General features: G+C 47.5%; 14 protein-coding genes. 10 read left to right on the forward strand and 4 right to left on the reverse strand.

The features are described from left to right. Positions 1-13 precede the first annotated feature (13 nt). Positions 14-1153, forward strand: coding sequence for a toxic anion resistance protein (locus tag BS614_RS08580; RefSeq protein ID WP_017690481.1), 1140 nt, complete (start codon positions 14-16; stop codon positions 1151-1153). A 119-nt stretch (positions 1154-1272) separates the two neighbouring features. On the opposite strand, the gene BS614_RS08585 is transcribed toward BS614_RS08580, so the two are convergent. Both BS614_RS08585 and BS614_RS08590 read right to left on the reverse strand, forming a co-directional pair. Next, on the reverse strand, positions 1273-1818 hold the full coding sequence (locus tag BS614_RS08585; RefSeq protein ID WP_074093662.1) for a hypothetical protein: 546 nt from the start codon (positions 1816-1818) through the stop codon (positions 1273-1275). 156 nt (positions 1819-1974) lie between these two features. After that, positions 1975-2568: a TetR/AcrR family transcriptional regulator gene (locus BS614_RS08590; protein ID WP_074093663.1), complete on the reverse strand. Its 594-nt coding sequence runs from the start codon at positions 2566-2568 to the stop codon at positions 1975-1977. A gap of 378 nt (positions 2569-2946) precedes the next feature. Between BS614_RS08590 and BS614_RS08595 the strand changes: the two genes are divergently transcribed. Next, positions 2947-3705, forward strand: coding sequence for an SDR family oxidoreductase (locus BS614_RS08595; protein WP_074093664.1), 759 nt, complete (start codon positions 2947-2949; stop codon positions 3703-3705). A 166-nt stretch (positions 3706-3871) separates the two neighbouring features. Here the strand turns inward: BS614_RS08595 and BS614_RS08600 are convergent, their stop codons facing one another. After that, positions 3872-4906, reverse strand: coding sequence for a LacI family DNA-binding transcriptional regulator (locus tag BS614_RS08600; RefSeq protein WP_074093665.1), 1035 nt, complete (start codon positions 4904-4906; stop codon positions 3872-3874). A gap of 444 nt (positions 4907-5350) precedes the next feature. Between BS614_RS08600 and BS614_RS08605 the strand changes: the two genes are divergently transcribed. From BS614_RS08605 to BS614_RS08620, 4 genes are all read left to right on the forward strand, one after another. After that, positions 5351-6637, forward strand: a complete 1287-nt coding sequence (locus BS614_RS08605; RefSeq protein WP_074093666.1) for a sugar ABC transporter substrate-binding protein — start codon at positions 5351-5353, stop codon at positions 6635-6637. A 247-nt stretch (positions 6638-6884) separates the two neighbouring features. Further along, positions 6885-8240: a sugar ABC transporter permease gene (locus BS614_RS08610; RefSeq protein ID WP_074093667.1), complete on the forward strand. Its 1356-nt coding sequence runs from the start codon at positions 6885-6887 to the stop codon at positions 8238-8240. After that, the gene (locus BS614_RS08615) at positions 8237-9073 is read left to right on the forward strand and encodes a sugar ABC transporter permease (protein WP_017690474.1); all 837 of its coding nucleotides are present in this window, start codon (positions 8237-8239) and stop codon (positions 9071-9073) included. Before BS614_RS08610 ends, BS614_RS08615 begins: the two co-directional genes overlap by 4 nt. A gap of 198 nt (positions 9074-9271) precedes the next feature. Beyond that, positions 9272-10558, forward strand: a complete 1287-nt coding sequence (locus BS614_RS08620) for an MFS transporter (protein ID WP_084174460.1) — start codon at positions 9272-9274, stop codon at positions 10556-10558. A gap of 328 nt (positions 10559-10886) precedes the next feature. Here the strand turns inward: BS614_RS08620 and BS614_RS08625 are convergent, their stop codons facing one another. Beyond that, entirely contained in the window at positions 10887-13034 is a 2148-nt protein-coding gene (locus tag BS614_RS08625; RefSeq protein WP_074096748.1) for an alpha-amylase family glycosyl hydrolase, read from the reverse strand. A 456-nt stretch (positions 13035-13490) separates the two neighbouring features. Between BS614_RS08625 and BS614_RS32115 the strand changes: the two genes are divergently transcribed. Genes BS614_RS32115 through BS614_RS08640 form a run of 4 tightly spaced genes read left to right on the forward strand, consistent with a single transcriptional unit; the run spans position 13491 to position 17651 of the window. Further along, positions 13491-13697, forward strand: coding sequence for a hypothetical protein (locus tag BS614_RS32115; protein WP_244898289.1), 207 nt, complete (start codon positions 13491-13493; stop codon positions 13695-13697). Next, positions 13673-14863, forward strand: coding sequence for an alpha/beta hydrolase (locus BS614_RS08630; protein ID WP_244898290.1), 1191 nt, complete (start codon positions 13673-13675; stop codon positions 14861-14863). The genes BS614_RS32115 and BS614_RS08630 overlap by 25 nt, the downstream gene beginning before the upstream one ends. Then, positions 14860-16278, forward strand: a complete 1419-nt coding sequence (locus tag BS614_RS08635) for a cysteine peptidase family C39 domain-containing protein (protein WP_074093668.1) — start codon at positions 14860-14862, stop codon at positions 16276-16278. Before BS614_RS08630 ends, BS614_RS08635 begins: the two co-directional genes overlap by 4 nt. Continuing rightward, positions 16272-17651, forward strand: coding sequence for a class I adenylate-forming enzyme family protein (locus BS614_RS08640; RefSeq protein WP_074093669.1), 1380 nt, complete (start codon positions 16272-16274; stop codon positions 17649-17651). The genes BS614_RS08635 and BS614_RS08640 overlap by 7 nt, the downstream gene beginning before the upstream one ends. The last annotated feature ends 168 nt before the right edge of the window (positions 17652-17819 follow it).

Here is a 17819-nt window from a genome sequence, read left to right on the forward strand (position 1 = left end):
GGGGGAACTGTAGATGTCATTTTCAATGGAAATACCGAGCCAGAAGGAAATTCAGAAGGTGATCGAAGAAGAGGTGAAACCCGTGCCCGCCGAGGTCGCGGAGCTTCAACAAGTGGCAAATGCCAACGTAGAGATGATCATGACACTGGATCTCGAATCCCTGGAGAAGCGCAAAGAAATTTTGCAATCCATTGACGGCTTTGGCATGAACACGATGAGATCCTCTTCTGAGAAAAACGCCTTGCTTCAAGTCTCCGTTGGACATCTGTCCAAGACGGGAGACGAGGGCGGTCAGGTCGCCAAAGGTTTGACCGAGCTGCATATGCAACTGAAGGATCTCGACCCGAGCGTGGTCGACTTTGCCAAGACCGGTTTCCTCGGGAAATTGTTCAATCCGCTTCGCGCCTATTTCCTGAAATACCAGAAGGCTGACGCAGTCATTGCTGACATCGTAACCTCTTTGGATAAAGGCAGATCCACCCTGCGTAACGATAATACAACGCTGGAGATTGAACAGCAGAACCTGCGGGAACTCACCAAGCGATTGCAAAAGGAGATTCAACTTGGCGTGCTCATGGATGAGTCCATCGATGCGCAGATTGAAGCGGCCAAGGTCCGCAATGAGGACCCTGAAAAAGTCCGGTTTATTACCGAAGAAGTGCTGTTCCCGCTCCGTCAGCGGGTCATGGATCTGCAACAAATGCTGGTCGTGAATCAGCAGGGCATTATGGCAATTGAAGTAGTCATCCGCAATAATAAGGAACTAATCCGAGGCGTGGACCGTGCGAAGAATGTAACGATCTCGGCATTGAAAATTGCCGTTACGGTAGCAAGTGCTTTGTATAATCAGAAGATTGTATTACAGAAAATTGAGTTGCTGAACCAGACAACCAACGATCTAATCGCAGGAACATCCAAGATGCTCAAGGATCAGGGGATTGCCATCCAGAAGCAGGCGTATGAAGCCAGCATCTCCGTGGATACGATGAAACAGGCGTTCACCGATGTGCTGTCGGCGCTCGATTCGATTAGTCTTTATAAGCAGGAAGCTCTGCCAAGAATGCGTGAGACGATTAACCAGTTCCGTGAACTTGCGGATACCGGCGAGCAACAGATTCAGCGGTTGGAGAAAGGGCAGAAGCTGGGGCTGTGATCAGAAGAGTGAAATAAATTTTACGTATTAGATTGTTATCATAATTCAGAATTAGAAAAAGCGACCGTTCTCCATTAAGCTTGGGGATGGTCGCTTTTTGGCTTCTATGAAGATAGGTACTAACTGTCATACCCCAAGCTTCTTGCATAGGCGTATAACTGTTGTTCGCATTGATCCATTAGAACACTAGCGGTGTTTACTTTGGCATTACCCTGTTTTAGTAACGTGTAATTCACTTTGTTCTTGGATACTGCCTTTTGGTACAACAGGTACCCTTCGAGCTGAGTGTAACTTGCCTTAACAAATGTGGCGTGAATTTTCTTGATTTGCGGGTTGGTAGGCTTGATTTGTTTTGCCTTGGATACCAATTTTGTATAATTGGGGATTACCGTATTCGTAAGTTTAAGATACATGGACTTGCGATTGGTTGAAGTTACCTGGGTGTCGATGCTTTCCAAAGCTGTGAAGGCTTTGGCCTCATAAGTTTCAAGAGAAAATAACTGATTAGTGTACTCTTTAAATTCTTCGTAACTCTGGTCTGAGTCTGAATCTGAATATGTAGAGGTTGCTACTTTGGCTGCATCAGCAGAAGCGGCTGGAGAGAGAAGCACTCCCCCTAGTAAAACAAAACTGGTAATCAATGATATAATCCACGACTTCTTCAAATGTAATGTCATCCTCCTTTTGTTTGTATTCCAATGCATAATTTATCATATCATTACCAGAAATTACAGGAATGTATTTACATAATTTTGGTGGTCAAGCTTTATTAAAATTAATCTCAATCACCCTACTATAGGGAATTAAGACGATTCAAAATTTCAGTTTTTTAACACGACATTATCCGGCTTGTAATGGATGATTTTGAACAACTCCTCGGCCATGTAAGCGGGGGTGTGCTTGAAATCTTGTCTGATCCACTCCATGATCATGCCAAATATCGCATGAGATTGGTAGCTTGCCAATATTTCATGGTTGATGTGCGGAGGGAAGATATGGTTCAGATCCTGTAAAGCGAGATCCCGAAGGACATCACAGATCATGCGCTGGAAGTTGGAGGAAGCCTCAGATTTCACAACCAGTGTGTAGAATTGTGCGTGTTGGTGCACATGCTCAAATATAGTGATCGCCGAAGAGGGCATCAGATTGACTTCAAACTCTTCCTCATCCTGATAAGGTTTGCGGAAAGAAGTTACCAGATCCTGAATCACATCATCGATGATTTCGTTGAACAGGTCTTCTTTGTACTGATAATGCCTGTAGAAAGTTCCCCGATTCAGGTCGGCTCGCTGCACAATATCCGTAATCGATATTTCTTTAAAGGGATGTTTCTGCATCAAATGGATGAGTGCATCCTTCAGTGCAGCTTTTGATTTTTTAATTCTTCGGTCCATCGAATTCAGAGTTTCAGACATCTATTTTCCTCCTCGCTATATAAGTTGAACTAAAGAATATTTACACTGGCCACTCCGATGACAGAACAACCTTCCGATCGCTGTTATCCCCAGATTTTTTTGATTCCTTTTGTAAAGGGGTAAATCCGAGGATAGCATATGCTTCCGATGAAGCTTTCTTCCAGAAAGCTTTTAGGCGAACGCTCCGCTTCTTCAATTTATATAGTTCACTTTATTAATTAAAGTACATTCGGGCTTATTAGTGTTGTTTAACGTACAACTGGACACGCTTTTACTGATTGAAGTGAAACGCTATGACTTATTATACTAAGGAGAGGAGTTAATGAACAATTGTTTGTTAACTTATTGTAAACGAATACACAAAGGAGGATACATGGAATGAAACTTCAAGATAAAGTTGCAGTTGTTACAGGTGCTGGTTCAGGTATGGGGAAAGCAATTGCCACGTTGTACGCCCAAGAAGGCGCGAAAGTAGTCGTATCGGATATTAACGAAGAATCCGCACAAGCGGTAGTGAATGATATTAAGGCACAGGGCGGAGAAGCGATTGTCGTTCTGGCCAATGTAGCCAAAGAAGAAGATGTGCAAAATCTGATCGATACGACGGTTAGCACATACGGTACAGTAGATATTCTGATTAACAATGCGGGAATTATGGATGGCATGGAGCCGGCAGCAGATATAACGGATGAGAAGTGGGAGAGATTGTTTGCTGTAAATACAACCAGTGTGATGCGGACAACGCGTAAAGTATTGCCGATCTTCCTGGAAAAACAAAAAGGCGTCATCGTGAACATTGCTTCGGCAGGGGGCCTACACGGCGGACGTGCAGGCGCAGCCTATACAGCTTCCAAACATGCGGTCGTAGGCTTCACCAAAAATACAGGGTACATGTATGCTGAGCAAGGCATTCGCTGTAATGCGATCGCTCCAGGAGCCGTAGCAACCAACATCAGCGCATCTATGGCTGGTATTAGCCCATACGGTGCAGGTCGGCAACAGCTGGGCATGGCAATCAACCCACGCATCGGGACCAGCGAAGAGATCGCCAAAGTGGCTTTGTTCCTTGGATCTGACGAGTCCAGCTTCGTGAACGGAACTGTCGTTACAGCAGATGCTGGCTGGAGCTCGTATTAATCCATTCAAGCACAGTCGAGCATGGAGTACGGAAATAGTGTGTGAATTAAGGAAGCCGCATGAGTATATGCGGCTTCTTTTTTTTTGCACCTATGCACGGTGGATAACAGCATCATATTCCGTGTAGGACAAACGTTTGCATTACTACACGGATACCCGAAATGAATCAATCTGAGGGTGGCCTTGGTTTGGAAAAGAGTGAGGATTCACGCACGATCAGACGATGGGGGATAATGACCGGATTATGAAGCTGTGGTTCCCCATTAAGAATTTTTAACAATACCTGAACGGCTGTATAACCAAGCTGATAAGTCCCGATGTCGATAGAGCTTAGGGGTGGAGAAGCCAGTTCCGATAATGCAATATTGTTAAAACTGACCACACTGATATCTTCAGGCACCAGATAATGAAGCTCGGCAAGAGCTCTCAATACTCCAAAGGCCACGTTGTCATCGATGACAACAATTGCGGTGGGTCTGTCCGGCAAGGACATGAACAGCGACATCGCTCTGAATCCACTTTCCTGCAGAAATTCTCCTTCCACAATCCAATCACTATCCGCATCCAGCCCGGCTTGGGCAAGCGCTTTTTGGTATCCTAACATGCGATCATGCGATAACGTAATGTCCGGAGGACCGCTGACAAATCCGATTCGCGTATGTCCTTGGGCGATCAGATGATGAGTCGCATCATAAGCGGTCTGCAAATTATCGTTATCCACCATGGGGGCATTTGGATGAGCTTCACTGCGACCGATTAACACAAAAGGAAACTTTTCCGCTTCCAAAAATGAAATGATGGGATCGTCTCGCTTGGACCCAAGCAGCAAAATACCATCAACTCTACGGCCATGCACAAGGCGTGATATCGCATGCAGTTCATTGTCTGATGATGTTTCGGTTGTTAGCAGCAATTCATAATTCATTCGGGTGGCATGTGTAATAATACCTCGGAGCAGTTCCCCGAAAAAGTAATTTTGAAACAACTCTTCTGCAGGACGCGGGAGCATAATGCCAAGGGTGTGTGTTGTTTTGGAAACTAGGCTCTTCGCGATGATGTTGGGATGGTAGTTCAATTCTTTCATAATTTGTTTCACTTTGAGAGATGTCTTGGTGCTGATTCTGGGATGGTTGGAAATCACCCGTGACACTGTAGAAGGGGAAACACCCGCCAATTTGGCAATATCCTTGATCGTAATCATGTAAAAAATCCCTTCTGAACAATCGTATAAATATTCTCCTATGGTAATCCAAAGGATACGAGAAATCAATTGCTAACTGCCGAGTAAGGGATGCGCGTGAAGTGAAATTAAGGAAGAAAGAGTCAGAACAAGGAAACAGGAAATTACTGTAGGTAGAAGAAGGAAATTGGTTAAAATTGAGCAAATATGGCTTGTGCAAACGTTTGTGCAAATAAAGATCGTTATTGTATGATGTGATTGTTATTGTAGCGCTTACATCTGTGGATTTACATGCTTATTGACTTGTTTACCCCTACATATTGAACGGAGAGGTCATCTTGTCTTCCATTTGAGCAAACGTTTGTACAAAAGGGATATGGGATGCAAAACCTGACAACATACGCAGACAAAAGGGTGAAAAGCGCGAACTTTGTTGGACCAAGCAGAGGGAAGGGGACATTTTACATGAGAAAATGGCAAGGGGCAACATTGTCCGTCATGATGGCTTTTACACTGGCTGCGTGCGGGGCTGGAGGCGGAAGTCCATCTCCAACTACGGCAGGTGAGAATCCGGAGGAAGTTGTAGAGCTGACAGCCGAGAACCTTCAACCGGAAGAAGGGGCAACTCTGGTGATCTGGGAGGATAAAAATCAAAGCAGCTTTATTGAGCAAAGGGTCAAAAAATTCGAAGAGAAGTATGGGATAACGGTCAAAATGGAGGAATTACCTCCAACCGATCAGGTAACCAAGCTGACGACGGATGGCCCAGCGGGTCTGGCGGCAGATGTGGTTGTTTTCCCACATGATAAGATTGGTAGCGCTTCAGAAGCGGGACTTATTCTGCCCAATGACATATTCGAAGCAGAGACCGTAGAGAATACCAGCGACAACGCGCTGAAAGCGGTGACATTCAAGGATATTTTGTACGGCTATCCGTACAGCGTGGAGACCTATGCTCTTTTTTACAACAAAGCATTGTATCCAGAAGCTCCGAAAAACTTTGATGAGATTATCAGTTTCGCCAAGACGTTCAATAATGTGAAGTCCAATCAGTATGCGCTGATGTGGGAATTGCAGCAATTTTACTATAACTATGCGTTCCTGGCTTCACAGGGTGGTTATATTTTTGGGGACAACGGGATGGATAGCGCCGATCTCGGTCTGAATAACGAAGGAGCCCAGAAGGGTGGACAGTTCTTGCAGACACTGAAGTCGGAAGTGCTGCCGCTCAAGATGGGTGACGTGAACTATGATATCAAAAAAGGATTATTCTCCAGCGGCAAGCTGGCTATGGACATTAACGGTCCGTGGACCATTGCCGATTATCGCAATGCAGGTATTGATTTTGGCGTTGCTCCGCTTCCGGCAATCGATGGCAAACCGATGACCTCCTTCTCAGGTGTTAAAGCCTATTATGTGAATGCATTTACACAATACCCGAATGCGTCGAAGCTCTTGGCAGCGTTCCTTTCCAATGAAGAAGCTCAGATGGAGAACTTTGACCTGAACGGTACACTTCCTGCGAACAAAAACGTGGCTGCTGATCCGAAGCTGCAAGAGGACCCAATCAACAAGGCGTTCCTGGAACAGTTCAACAACTCAACACCGATGCCTTCGCTTCCTGCCATGGACAGCGTATGGGGACCAATCACGTCGGCCATTACGGATATATGGGATACCGATAAGGACGTGAAGGCATCGCTGGACAATGCTGTGAAACAGATCCAGGAAAGCCTTGCTACCGTCCAATAAGGACGAACGACGAATGCGAAGATATGCATAAGAGCTGCATAATTGAACTTCATATTTACACCAAAACGGAGAGGACAGAAGGAAGCTGAAGAAGTAAAACTAAAAGCTTTCTGAAAGAAAGCTACTTCGGAAGCATAGGCTTGCCTTTATCACCTATCGGAAGCTTGTTCTGTCATCAGAGTGGTCAGTGTAAGTACACTTTTGTTCAATGTATACAGGTTAGCACTAGGCGGGGAGGAGAGAGCGAATGCAACAGCAGCATGTCCCGGTGCCCGTTGGACCGAACAGGGAAAGACAACATCGGATGACAGCGACCATATGTTCCATCATACTGCAAGGTCTTGGACAGCTGTACAATCGACAATGGATTAAGGGGATTTGTCTACTGTTACTGGAGGGAGCAGGGCTTGCGTACCTGCTTCCTCGCCTGTCGCAGGCCGTATGGGGCATATGGACACTGGGGGAAAATACACAGCGTTTTGTCAAAGTGAATGGGTCCACCGTACTTCAAAGGGGAGACCATTCCATCTTTTTGCTGCTTGATGGCATTATCATACTGCTGGTGTTTTTTGTGTTTATTCTGATCTACATCCTGAATATCCGGGATGCGTACGTCACGGGACTTGCGAGGGAAGAAGGCAAGCAGACCCTGGGTGCAGCGGCTTCGCTTCGGAACATGATGGACAAAAACTTTCCGTATCTGTTCCTGTCCATCCCGGCGCTGGGCATTCTTTTCTTCACCGTTATGCCCATCCTGTTTACGATCACGATCGCGTTTACCAACTATTCGGCCCCGGATCATATTCCGCCAGCCAAACTCGTGGACTGGGTGGGCTTCAAGACGTTCAGTGATCTGATTCAGCTCAAATCCTGGAGCCAGACATTTTACGGCGTGCTTACTTGGACGATCATCTGGGCCATCCTGGCTACAGTCACCACCTATTTTGGCGGTGTGCTTGTAGCGCTGTTGATTGAACAGAGGGGCATACGCTTCAAAAAGCTGTGGCGGACCATTTTTATTCTGCCTTATGCGATCCCGCAGATCATATCCTTGCTGCTCATGCGTAATCTGTTCAATGGTCAGTTTGGTCCGATCAATACGTACATGAGAGCATTTGGGCTGGAGGGATTACCTTGGCTGACAGATCCGTTCTGGGCTAAAGTCACCGTCATTGTTGTCAACATGTGGATTGGTATTCCGGTCAGTATGGTGCTGATTCTGGGTGTATTGACAGCCATCCCTCGTGATCTCTACGAGGCTGCCGAAGTGGACGGAGCATCTGCGTTTCAGAAGTTCAGGATCATTACGATGCCGTTCATTCTTTTTGCCACAACTCCGGTACTCATCATGCAGTTCGCCGGAAATTTCAACAACTTCAATGTCATCTTCCTGCTGACCAACGGGAATCCATTGCGTGGAGACTACCAGTATGCAGGGGCGACGGACCTGTTGGTGACCTGGCTCTACAAGCTCACGCTCGACAATAACAAATTCAACATGGCTTCAGCGGTAGGTATTATCATCTTCCTCATTATCGCTTCATTCTCTATCTGGAACTTCCGCCGCTCCAAATCATTCAAGGAGGAGGACATGATTCAATGAAGACACGTAATAATCCGCTGCGTTTGGCCCTGAGTTATGTGCTATTGCTGATCATCGCCGTTGTCTCCATCTACCCGGTGCTCTGGATCTTTCTCTCTTCCCTGAGACCCGGCGCGGCATTGTTCAGTGAACGGTTGTGGCCCGAAGCATTTACGCTGACCCATTACGGTGAGCTGTTCAATAACCCGTCCTTTATGTACGGCAGATGGTATATGAATACGCTGAAGATTGCCTTTTTTACGATGATCTTCTCCACGTTGATGGTGACACTTGGGATGTATGCCTTGTCCCGTTTCCGCTTCCGTGGACGTAAAACGATTCTCTCCACCATGCTGATCCTTGGCATGTTCCCGAGCTTCATGAGCATGATCGCAATCTATATCATTTTACTGCAAATTAAATTGCTCGACACCCATGCTGCGCTCATCCTGGTCTATTCTTCAGGGGCGGTACTGGGCGGATTTATCGTCAAAGGTTTCTTTGATACCATCCCGCGCAGTCTGGACGAAGCGGCGCGCATGGATGGTGCGAGTCACCTGCGGGTATTCACCAGCATTATCCTGCCCTTATCCAAGCCAATGCTGACTTATGTGGCACTAACCAGTTTCACTGGTGCGTGGATGGACTTTATCTTCGCCCGCCTGGTGCTGCGGACGAAGGAGAACTGGACACTTGCAGTAGGCATGTGGGATCTGGTCAACAGGTATCAGGACAGTAACTTTACGATGTTTGCTGCGGGGGCGGTTTTGATCGCTATTCCAATTACCCTGCTGTTTGTTTTCCTGCAACGATTCCTTGTTCAGGGTCTGACAGCAGGAGCTTCCAAAGGGTAAACGCAGACTCAGCAAGAAACATTATAGGTCCAGAGACAATATCATCAGCTAAGCTAACGACGGCATGATTAGTCTCGATAGCGTAACACTCACTTAACTCAGGCACTTCCGTATTGTCATGTCTTTATCGACTGGCAATGCTGCGGAAGTGCCTGGTTCTGTATGGGCTCGAATGATGATAAGGGAGGAACGAGATGTATGGGCATGAACCCGTCCAGTGAGCCCGAGATTATCGGATACCAAGATGGACAAGCAGCATTGCATGATACTAAAGCTCCGCCAACACTATGGCGTAATGTTACCTTTCGAAGGATTTTGTACGGCTATGGCATCTCGATTTTTGGGGATTGCTTCAATGGGATTGCGATCAGTCTGTGGGTGTTACAGACCACAGGGAGTGCAAAGAGCATGGCAGCCGTACAGATCTGCAATATGGCTGTCAGCTTTCTGTTTGGATCGGTGGCGGGTACGGTTGCAGACCGATTGGATCGCAGGAAGCTGATGCTGACCTCGGATCTATTTCGGGGCGTAATGGCTGTACTGATTGCAGTAAGCTTGTTCGGCTGGCATGCTCCGTTTCCGGTGGTGCTGCTGTTGCTCTCACTCTCCATGTTTTCAAGTCTGTTTCAGGCCCCTGCATTCCACGCCTCTGTAGCAAGTATGGTTGGCAGAGAACATATTCAACAAGCGACCGGAACCATTCATATGGTGGATAATCTTGCCCGAATCAGTGGACTAGCCGCTGCGGGAGTGGCTGTTGCTGCTTTTGGCGGATTCGTTGCCATATTAATTACGGGGGCAACCTTCCTGATGTCGGCAGTCTGTGTGCTGATGGCGGGCCGCTTTCCAGAGGTACGGCGATCCGTTAGTCAGCAAACTACGTTTGCTCAGGAATGGCGTAGTTCGTTTGCCTACATCTATCGGAATCGTCTGATCCGTTCCATCGTCTTGCTCAATCCGGTGCTGATTTTGTTTTTCATGTCGGCCATGATGCTGGTTCAAGTGATGGCGGTCAAGGTATGGGAGGCGAATCCGGTGCAGTTTGGATTAATTGAGACCTGTATTCCGCTGGGATACATGATTGGCTCTGCGTTGTTGATTGCTTCGGGAAAACGATTGAAGCGAAGAGGGAGATGGGTATTTATCGGACTGATTGTATTAGGGCCGATTTATATTTTTTTATCGAACGTATCCTCGCCAATCATGGCACTGCCGTTAATCGTAGGAGGTGGAGCGATGTTTGCGTGCTGTACGATGCTCACCCAGATTATGCTGAGGACAGCCGTTCCAGACGAACTGCAAGGAAGAGTCTATGGCGTGGTTGGAACAATTACCAGTACGGCGCCCATTCTGGGATTGACGGTTGTCTCCGTATTGGCTGATCAATGGGGGGCAGCTTCTGTGCTGCAAGGCGTGGGCATATTACTGCTGGCGACAGGTATTCTGGCCGCTACAACATTGAAGTCGATCCGAACCTATCATTAGAAATGTGATATATAGATCCAATCTATATTAGTTGAACTATAAACATTTACACGATAACGGAGCAGTCAGATGCAATCCGGAAAAGCGAAGCGTTCGCCTAAAAGATTTCTAAAAGAAAGCTACATTGGAAACATATGCTATCTCCAGATTTTCCCTGTATAGAAGGGAATCAAAAAAACTGGGAGTAACAGCGATGGGAGATGGTTCTGACCGTGTAGCGGTCAAGTGTAGAGTCATTTGTTCAATTTATATAGCATAATCCACAAGCTAAACCCGGAGCATACGCTGCGTTAGCGTAACTCCGGGTTTAGCTTGTGGACTGGATATTCTATTGCCAGTTTACATTTACTGTGGCTGTACCGCTGGTTGGTGTGGTGAACGTGTGGTTGGAACCACCTTCCCACGTAATGGTTGCCCCATTTTTCTTGAAGAATTTGAACTCCAGTTGTTTCCCGGCTGGCACGCTCACATCATAGTACCAAGTTGGATAGGCATGGATAACCTGATTGAAAGCAGGACCGATAGCTGTTGTGCCCGTACTCCAGTTGCCCAGTTCTGCCACGTTACCTGTCAGATAGATGTTCTGACCCAGTGTGGTGGACGCATTGTTGATAACGAAACGTACAGTGACCTGATCACCCGTAAGGATGGTAAAGTTGTTATATGCATTGCTGTTGACACCATTCGCAGCTACTTTCACAGCATAATTGCCTGCGGCAACAGCTGGGATCGTCACTTTGATCTGTGTATCTTCCCAGGATGTGATCGCAGCACCGGTAACGGCTGTTGTACCGAAGTATACGGTACCTTTGGTGGATCCAAATCCACGTCCGCTAATAGTAACGACATTACCCGGTTTACCCATCACCGGACCTACATGTCCGATCGTTGGTGTTGTCTCGCTTGTTGTATATTGCCATACTGCTGTTGCTCCGGCAGCCAGTGTGAAGGATGAGATATTACCGTTGCTGGAAGTGATGTTATTACCGTTCAGTGCGCCGCCCAGTACATCGGTGTAGTTGCCTGTTGGCAGTGAAGTGCTTAGATTCGCAATGCTTGCTGGTGTGGAGAGATTACGGTTCACTGCAACAACAGCTACACTTTTGCCAAATTTGCGTTCATAAACGTACACATCATTATTGATCCAGCGTTGCTGAGTAGAGCCATAGGCGATTGCTGGATTGGATTTGCGCAGAGGGGCCAGCTTGCTGATCACGTTAAAAGCAGTGGTTGTTTTGGAGAAGGAAGGCATTTTGGCTCGATTATCAGGGTCTCCGTTTCCAGTCAGATACTGCTCGGTACCATAATAGATGGCAGGTACGCCGCGTGAAGTCAGCGTGAAAGCCAGCGCTTGTTCAAGACGACGGTTGTTGACGGCACTTGTTTTGAACCGATCCATATCATGGTTGTCGATGAACGTGACTTGGTCATTCACCTGATTGTAATCTGCGGCTGTGCCTGTAATCATTGAATCGAGGGCATACATGTTGGATGTGTTATCCCGGAAGACATCACGTACGGCAGAGTTAAAGCGGAAATCGAGCAGGCTCATTCCAGATTCGTTGGCAAATTCCGTGTTATCCGCATCAGATGCAGCAGATCCCAGGAACCATTCACCGAAAGTGAATACAGGTTTATGTGCATAGATGGAGGACATCCAGCTCTTTTGCCAGCCGAGAGGCATATGTTTCACCGCATCAACGCGAATGCCATCCACGCCCATATCAAGCCATAGCTTGATTGCGTCTTTGAAATATTGATCAATGGTACTGTTATTGTGATTCAGGTCAGCGAGGTCATAGAGGTTTTTGTAGATACCATTCTCCAGGGAGGAAAAATCGGAGCCGCCGTTGTGATGGAAATATCCATTTGTATCATTTGTGTATCCGCCAACAAGATTACCGTTATCGTACAACTTGCCATTCTCAGCAAAGGTCGTATCGGTTTCCATGGCAGGAGACGTATGGTTCGGTGCAAAGTCAATTACGATCTTGATGCCTTTGGCATGAGCGGTTGTAATCAGATTTTGAAAATCAGCCATCGTTCCGAAATACGGATTGGTCTTCTTGAAATCACGTGCCCAGTAACCATGATACGCTGTGTTGATCACGCCGCCGTAGTTGATGGTAGCGAAGATATTTTCGACCGGTTGGGAGATCCACAATGCCGTAACGCCCAGATCGCTAAAATAGTTATCGTTGATTTTGTTGATCAAACCCTGCCAGTCGCCTCCGCAATACAACTTCAGGTTACTACAAGTGGCATCGTAGGCAGCTCCGGTAGGATTGTTGGAAGGATTGCCGTCCAGGAAGCGGTCCGTAAAGATCTGATAGATGACGTCTGTACTAAAGTTCTGCTTGTTGGTAACCGCGGTATCTGCATCGGCATAGATCGCTGAAGCAGGCAGATAGGGAAGTGCGCCCCCTGCAAGTAAACTGAGTGTCAGTGTTGTGCTGAGGAGTACACGTTTGGCCATTTGAAACATAGTAATCCACCCTTCTCGTGAATGTAATAGTTTAGATAAACAACCAACCTGGCTCTTGAATAATAGCGCTTTCAATACAGCGGAATGTTACGCAGTGGATTGAAGACTTCCCTCCTTTTGACACGCCAACAACCCCGGCATCTCCTTCGGGAGTTACCGGGGTTGTCCTAAACCGCTCAGGTTTAAAAGCATGGCCCTCGAGTTATGATCACAACGTTATCGTAAGAAATATTGGATCTTATGTCAATAACTTTTTTGGGAGCATTTATTTTCTATTTTTATGTTTACAAAAGCATGTCCGGGGATTTAAACTATTCGCAGATTCACAATATAAGGGCTATGTATCCCGGGACACTTACGTGTGTTCTGGGACAACCCCGTCTCTTCTGAGGCGGGGTTATTTGTATTATGCAGTCGAATTGGGAGAAGAGAGGCGGTTGATGATCGTTGAGTACCCATTCTGTCATCGAATGTTTGGAAGGCATTCAGGCGTCGCGGCTGGGCAATATCCGCAACATTTATGTGTACCTCCCGCCCGGTTACCATGAGCAGACAGCTCGGCATTATCCGGTTCTGTACGTTCATGCGGGGCAGCGGGCTTTTGGTCCATCCCGGCCAGGCAATGAAACATGGATCAGGCAGCGGACGGACTAATTGCCTCCGGGCAGATTGAATCACTGATTATTGTCGGTATTGCACATGTCCGTCCAGTCACGCACAACGAATTCTACCACGACATTGCTCCTGAGAGAGAGGCCGTGAGTGTGGGGTGCTCAGGCATCGACTATGAGCATTTCATCATTCATGAGCTCAAACCGCTCATTGATCATCGATATCGGACGCTGCCGGATAAGTCGAATACCGGGTTGTTAGGTTCATCTGCCGCGGCGCTTTGTACATTGCACATGGGGATGCGAAATCCAGATGTTTTCGGAAAACTGATCATGATGTCGCCATTCTATGTGGATGTGCAGCTGGATGACACATTGGAAAGCGGACTGTTGGAAGAAAAAATGTACCGCTTGCCAGAAGAGGTACCCGACGTTCGAATGTGGATGGATATTGGAGATACAGAAGGTCTGTTTCTACCTTCTCAGGTCAGAAGGGTAGCTCATCAATTACTTGAACGCGGAGTAGGATCGGATGAGGAATTGGCATTTCTGGAACAGCAGGATGCCTGTCATCAGGAAGGTGACTGGGGAGCACGCGTTCATCTCCCGTTACTATACATGTTCGGCCACGTGGGTAAGCCCTCTTCGCTCAAACTGCTTGGAAGGGATGTCATCGGACTACAGGGTGGAATGACCGTGTGTATCAATGCGCAAATACACTACGAGAGCGGATTGGTTCAGAGTCTGCTGCATGGCAATTATACTTCAAGTGACCCGGGTGTCATCCAGGTTCGTTCGAGTGGAGAGCTGGTGCCTGTTGGTATTGGGAGTGCATCCATCACGCTAACTTTGGGGGAACTGTCTACTACACGCATCTACACGGTTGTTCCTGAATTGTCCACTCATGTGGAGGTCTGCATTCATGCAGAGGTAACCTCAGAGGAAGAGCCGGAGGAAACGATATATGGTGGGAAGGGCATGAAGCTTGTCCGTTTTGGTAAAGGTCGATATGAGGGTTGTTACCAAGTCCCGCGTGATAGTGGGTTCTCCTTCCGATTTACTCGCGGTTTCCGTCGTTTCGAGACCGATGTGGATGGCAAACCTATTGCCAATCGGGTATTTCGAGCGACAGATGATATGTCTGTGCATTACCTAATCCAATCCTGGGGCAGTACGTCAGCCAAAACGGGAACAGGAGGCCCAAAATGATCATTCCTTCATTCGCTCCAGTGCTGGACATTCCCTATTATTATCCCTGCAATTTCCCTCTGATTCATGAAGTGCTCCATCGACAAGGATCTATCACAAGTCTTGCACTGCTGGCGGCAAGTCGGTTGTACAGCCTTCCTTCGTGCGGGGATAACGGACTGGTGAAGCCTTATTTTCACAAACTGGATTACGTAGAGCCGATCTGGGAGATGTATGGTCAGCGGCAGCTGGACAGCTTCGAGGAAGGCAAGGCGGAGATCAGGCAGCATATCGGCGAAGGTGGGCTTTTTCTGGCTACAGGAACCAGTTATCATCTGCCTTACTGTGAGGATTATCAGAATCCCGAGTACATTCGCAAACACGTGAAGCAAGGCTCCCGACTGCATCTGGTAGATCATTGGATTGCCGTATATGGCTTGGAAGATGAGCATATTCACGTCTATGATCCCGTGCCCTCCAAGTATAAGGGAAAGGTTACTCAAGCAGCCTTTCATGATTTCTGGAAAGGGAACCAAAGCATACCCGAGCTTGCTCAGGCCAAGCGCAAAGAAGAACTCCGAACGTATGGAACCATGGACATTCGGGCGACTGTAAAGCTTGACTCTGCCGGGTACCGAGACATGTTGACTCAGGCGTTAACAACGCAGATTGAAGAGTTTCTGACAGGCCGGACGATTACACAAGGAGAGCGGAATTTTCATTTTGGACATGCGGTGTCTCTGCGGCTCTTAGATGCATTGCATGGGGCGAATGATGAGGATCAGGCCAATGAAATGTTAATATCGGGTCTGCTGTTTGATATGCGATGGAGTCGATATTTTCTTCGAGATCTTCTTCAGGAGTCTGTCTTATGGCTCGGTTCTCCATTTGATCAATATGCGAGAGAATTCAGCGAGATCATTGTACGTTGGGAGAAGGCCTATAATATGCTTCAGGTCAGTCGGATAAAGCAGCGTGAGCAGTGGAAAGTACAGCTAACAAGTGTAATTAAAATGTTGGTCACAGATGAATGGCAATGGTATGAGTCACTTCGACAGTCCATACCTCAGGCAGATTGCTTCCCACGTCAGGCCGTGTTAATGATTGGACAAAAACACAGGGAGGATTTGCTCCGTATCGTATTGGATAGTTGCCGGGAGTTAAACGCGTACCATAATACATCGATTCCACTTGGTGAGGGTGGTAACGCTCCACTGTACGGACGAAGTGGGCAACTGGATTCGTTGGAACTCGTGTCATTACTTGCAGTGGTAGAGCAGGGAATCGAAGATCGATGGGGAACAGGAATGGGAGCCGCATTGGCCGAGATGGCTGCTGCTTCCATGCCGGAAAACCCATATCAGACCGTAGGTTCACTTGTTGATTATCTCGCACAGCAATGGGCGCCTGCCGGTGAGGAGGATGCAAGATGTTGAACCAATTCTTGCTTGAACGATTCGCGGAACAGGGACAGCAACCTGCGCTGATCTGGAAGGAAGAGGAGTACAGTTACCGTTGGCTGCTGGAACAGGTTGACATCATGAGTGAGTGGATTACAGCAGAAGGGCTGGCTGGGCAACTTGTAACGCTGGAGGAAGACTATTCTCCCTATGCAGCGACAGCATTGATTGCTTTGCTCGGACAAGGCTGTATTGTGCTTCCCATGGATCGTTACCTGGTTGAAGCCAAACGAGAGGAATATATCCAACTGGCACAGGTGAAATGGCGTTTGGGCGTTGAGGAAAGCAAGTTGTGCATTCGGCAAACGTGTGAATTATCTGGAGAGGTTCCTGTGTTGTTATCCTCGCTGGCACAGGAGGGCGTAGGGGGACTGGTACTCTTTTCATCCGGATCAACCGGAGTGAGTAAAGCGACTGTGCATCGTGCAGATCGGCTGTTACATCGTTTTCGGCGGCAGGTTCGGCCCTTGCGAACGATTCCATTTATGATGTTTGATCATATCGGCGGTGTGAATACTATGCTGCAATCTCTGTCCAGTGGGGGCTGTCTCTGTATCATTGCGGATCGATCTCCCGAAGAAGTGTGCCGAACGATTGAGAAGTTTCGTGTGCAGGCTCTTCCGGTCTCTCCAACATTCATGAATCTGTTGCTGCTGGGCAGAAATGATGAAGGGTATGACCTGTCCAGTCTTGAGGTTGTATCATATGGATCGGAAGTGATGCCTGAATCCGTACTGGCAGCCTGGAACAGGAAATTTCCACAGATCAGGACGATACAAGCCTATGGCATGTCTGAACTTGGTATTCTGCCAACCCGCTCCAAAGAGCTAGGTTCTCTGCTGTTCTCCATTCAAGATGAAGAGGTCAAGTATCGGGTGGTGGAAGGAGAATTGCAGATTCACACGGAAACCGCGATGATTGGATATTTGAATGCACCTTCACCTTTTACAGAGGACGGGTGGCTACGTACTGGGGATGAAGCTGTGCTGGAGCAGGGTTACATTCGTATTCTGGGACGTCGTTCCGAGATCATTAATGTAGGTGGGCGGAAAGTGTATCCTGCCGAGGTCGAGGGTGTTCTGGAAGAGATGGAATGTATTGAAGCGGCCGTAGTTTCGGGAGAACAGAGTGGTATCACGGGTCAGAGGGTGAAGGTGACTATCCGGCTGGCTACAGAATGTACTCTCACCGATCTGCGGCGATCCATCTGGGAATATTGTCAGGACAAGCTGCCTTCATACAAGATTCCGCAGAAAATCGTAATTACACAGGGAGCGCTCGTAAGTTCAAGAATGAAGAAAATACGAAAACCGATGACTTCGACACCCTTCGCCTCGTCTGGGAAATAGGTTGCTGCCATCAATGAGTATCAGGCGGGAGAGTAGAGTAGTGAACTTTAACCTATCTGGAAACACAAAAGGGAACAGAAAAGGTGCTGCCTCGAAGAGTTTTATCTCGCTTGAAAGGCTATCGCTGAACGAACCTCAAACATCGTAATGAGGGGATAATCAAGAAAA

It is taken from the genome of Paenibacillus xylanexedens, assembly GCF_001908275.1.
GTDB lineage: Bacteria > Bacillota > Bacilli > Paenibacillales > Paenibacillaceae > Paenibacillus > Paenibacillus xylanexedens_A.

What these genes read in the sequence shown, in the direction of transcription:
- BS614_RS08580 (WP_017690481.1), top strand. Translation starts at nt 14, where the DNA reads ATGTCATTTTCAATGGAAATACCGAGCCAGAAGGAAATTCAGAAGGTG.
- BS614_RS08590 (WP_074093663.1), bottom strand. Translation starts at nt 2,568, where the DNA reads ATGTCTGAAACTCTGAATTCGATGGACCGAAGAATTAAAAAATCAAAA.
- BS614_RS08595 (WP_074093664.1), top strand. Translation starts at nt 2,947, where the DNA reads ATGAAACTTCAAGATAAAGTTGCAGTTGTTACAGGTGCTGGTTCAGGT.
- BS614_RS08600 (WP_074093665.1), bottom strand. Translation starts at nt 4,906, where the DNA reads ATGATTACGATCAAGGATATTGCCAAATTGGCGGGTGTTTCCCCTTCT.
- BS614_RS08605 (WP_074093666.1), top strand. Translation starts at nt 5,351, where the DNA reads ATGAGAAAATGGCAAGGGGCAACATTGTCCGTCATGATGGCTTTTACA.
- BS614_RS08610 (WP_074093667.1), top strand. Translation starts at nt 6,885, where the DNA reads ATGCAACAGCAGCATGTCCCGGTGCCCGTTGGACCGAACAGGGAAAGA.
- BS614_RS08615 (WP_017690474.1), top strand. Translation starts at nt 8,237, where the DNA reads ATGAAGACACGTAATAATCCGCTGCGTTTGGCCCTGAGTTATGTGCTA.
- BS614_RS08620 (WP_084174460.1), top strand. Translation starts at nt 9,272, where the DNA reads ATGGGCATGAACCCGTCCAGTGAGCCCGAGATTATCGGATACCAAGAT.
- BS614_RS08625 (WP_074096748.1), bottom strand. Translation starts at nt 13,034, where the DNA reads ATGGCCAAACGTGTACTCCTCAGCACAACACTGACACTCAGTTTACTT.
- BS614_RS08630 (WP_244898290.1), top strand. Translation starts at nt 13,673, where the DNA reads ATGGATCAGGCAGCGGACGGACTAATTGCCTCCGGGCAGATTGAATCA.
- BS614_RS08635 (WP_074093668.1), top strand. Translation starts at nt 14,860, where the DNA reads ATGATCATTCCTTCATTCGCTCCAGTGCTGGACATTCCCTATTATTAT.
- BS614_RS08640 (WP_074093669.1), top strand. Translation starts at nt 16,272, where the DNA reads ATGTTGAACCAATTCTTGCTTGAACGATTCGCGGAACAGGGACAGCAA.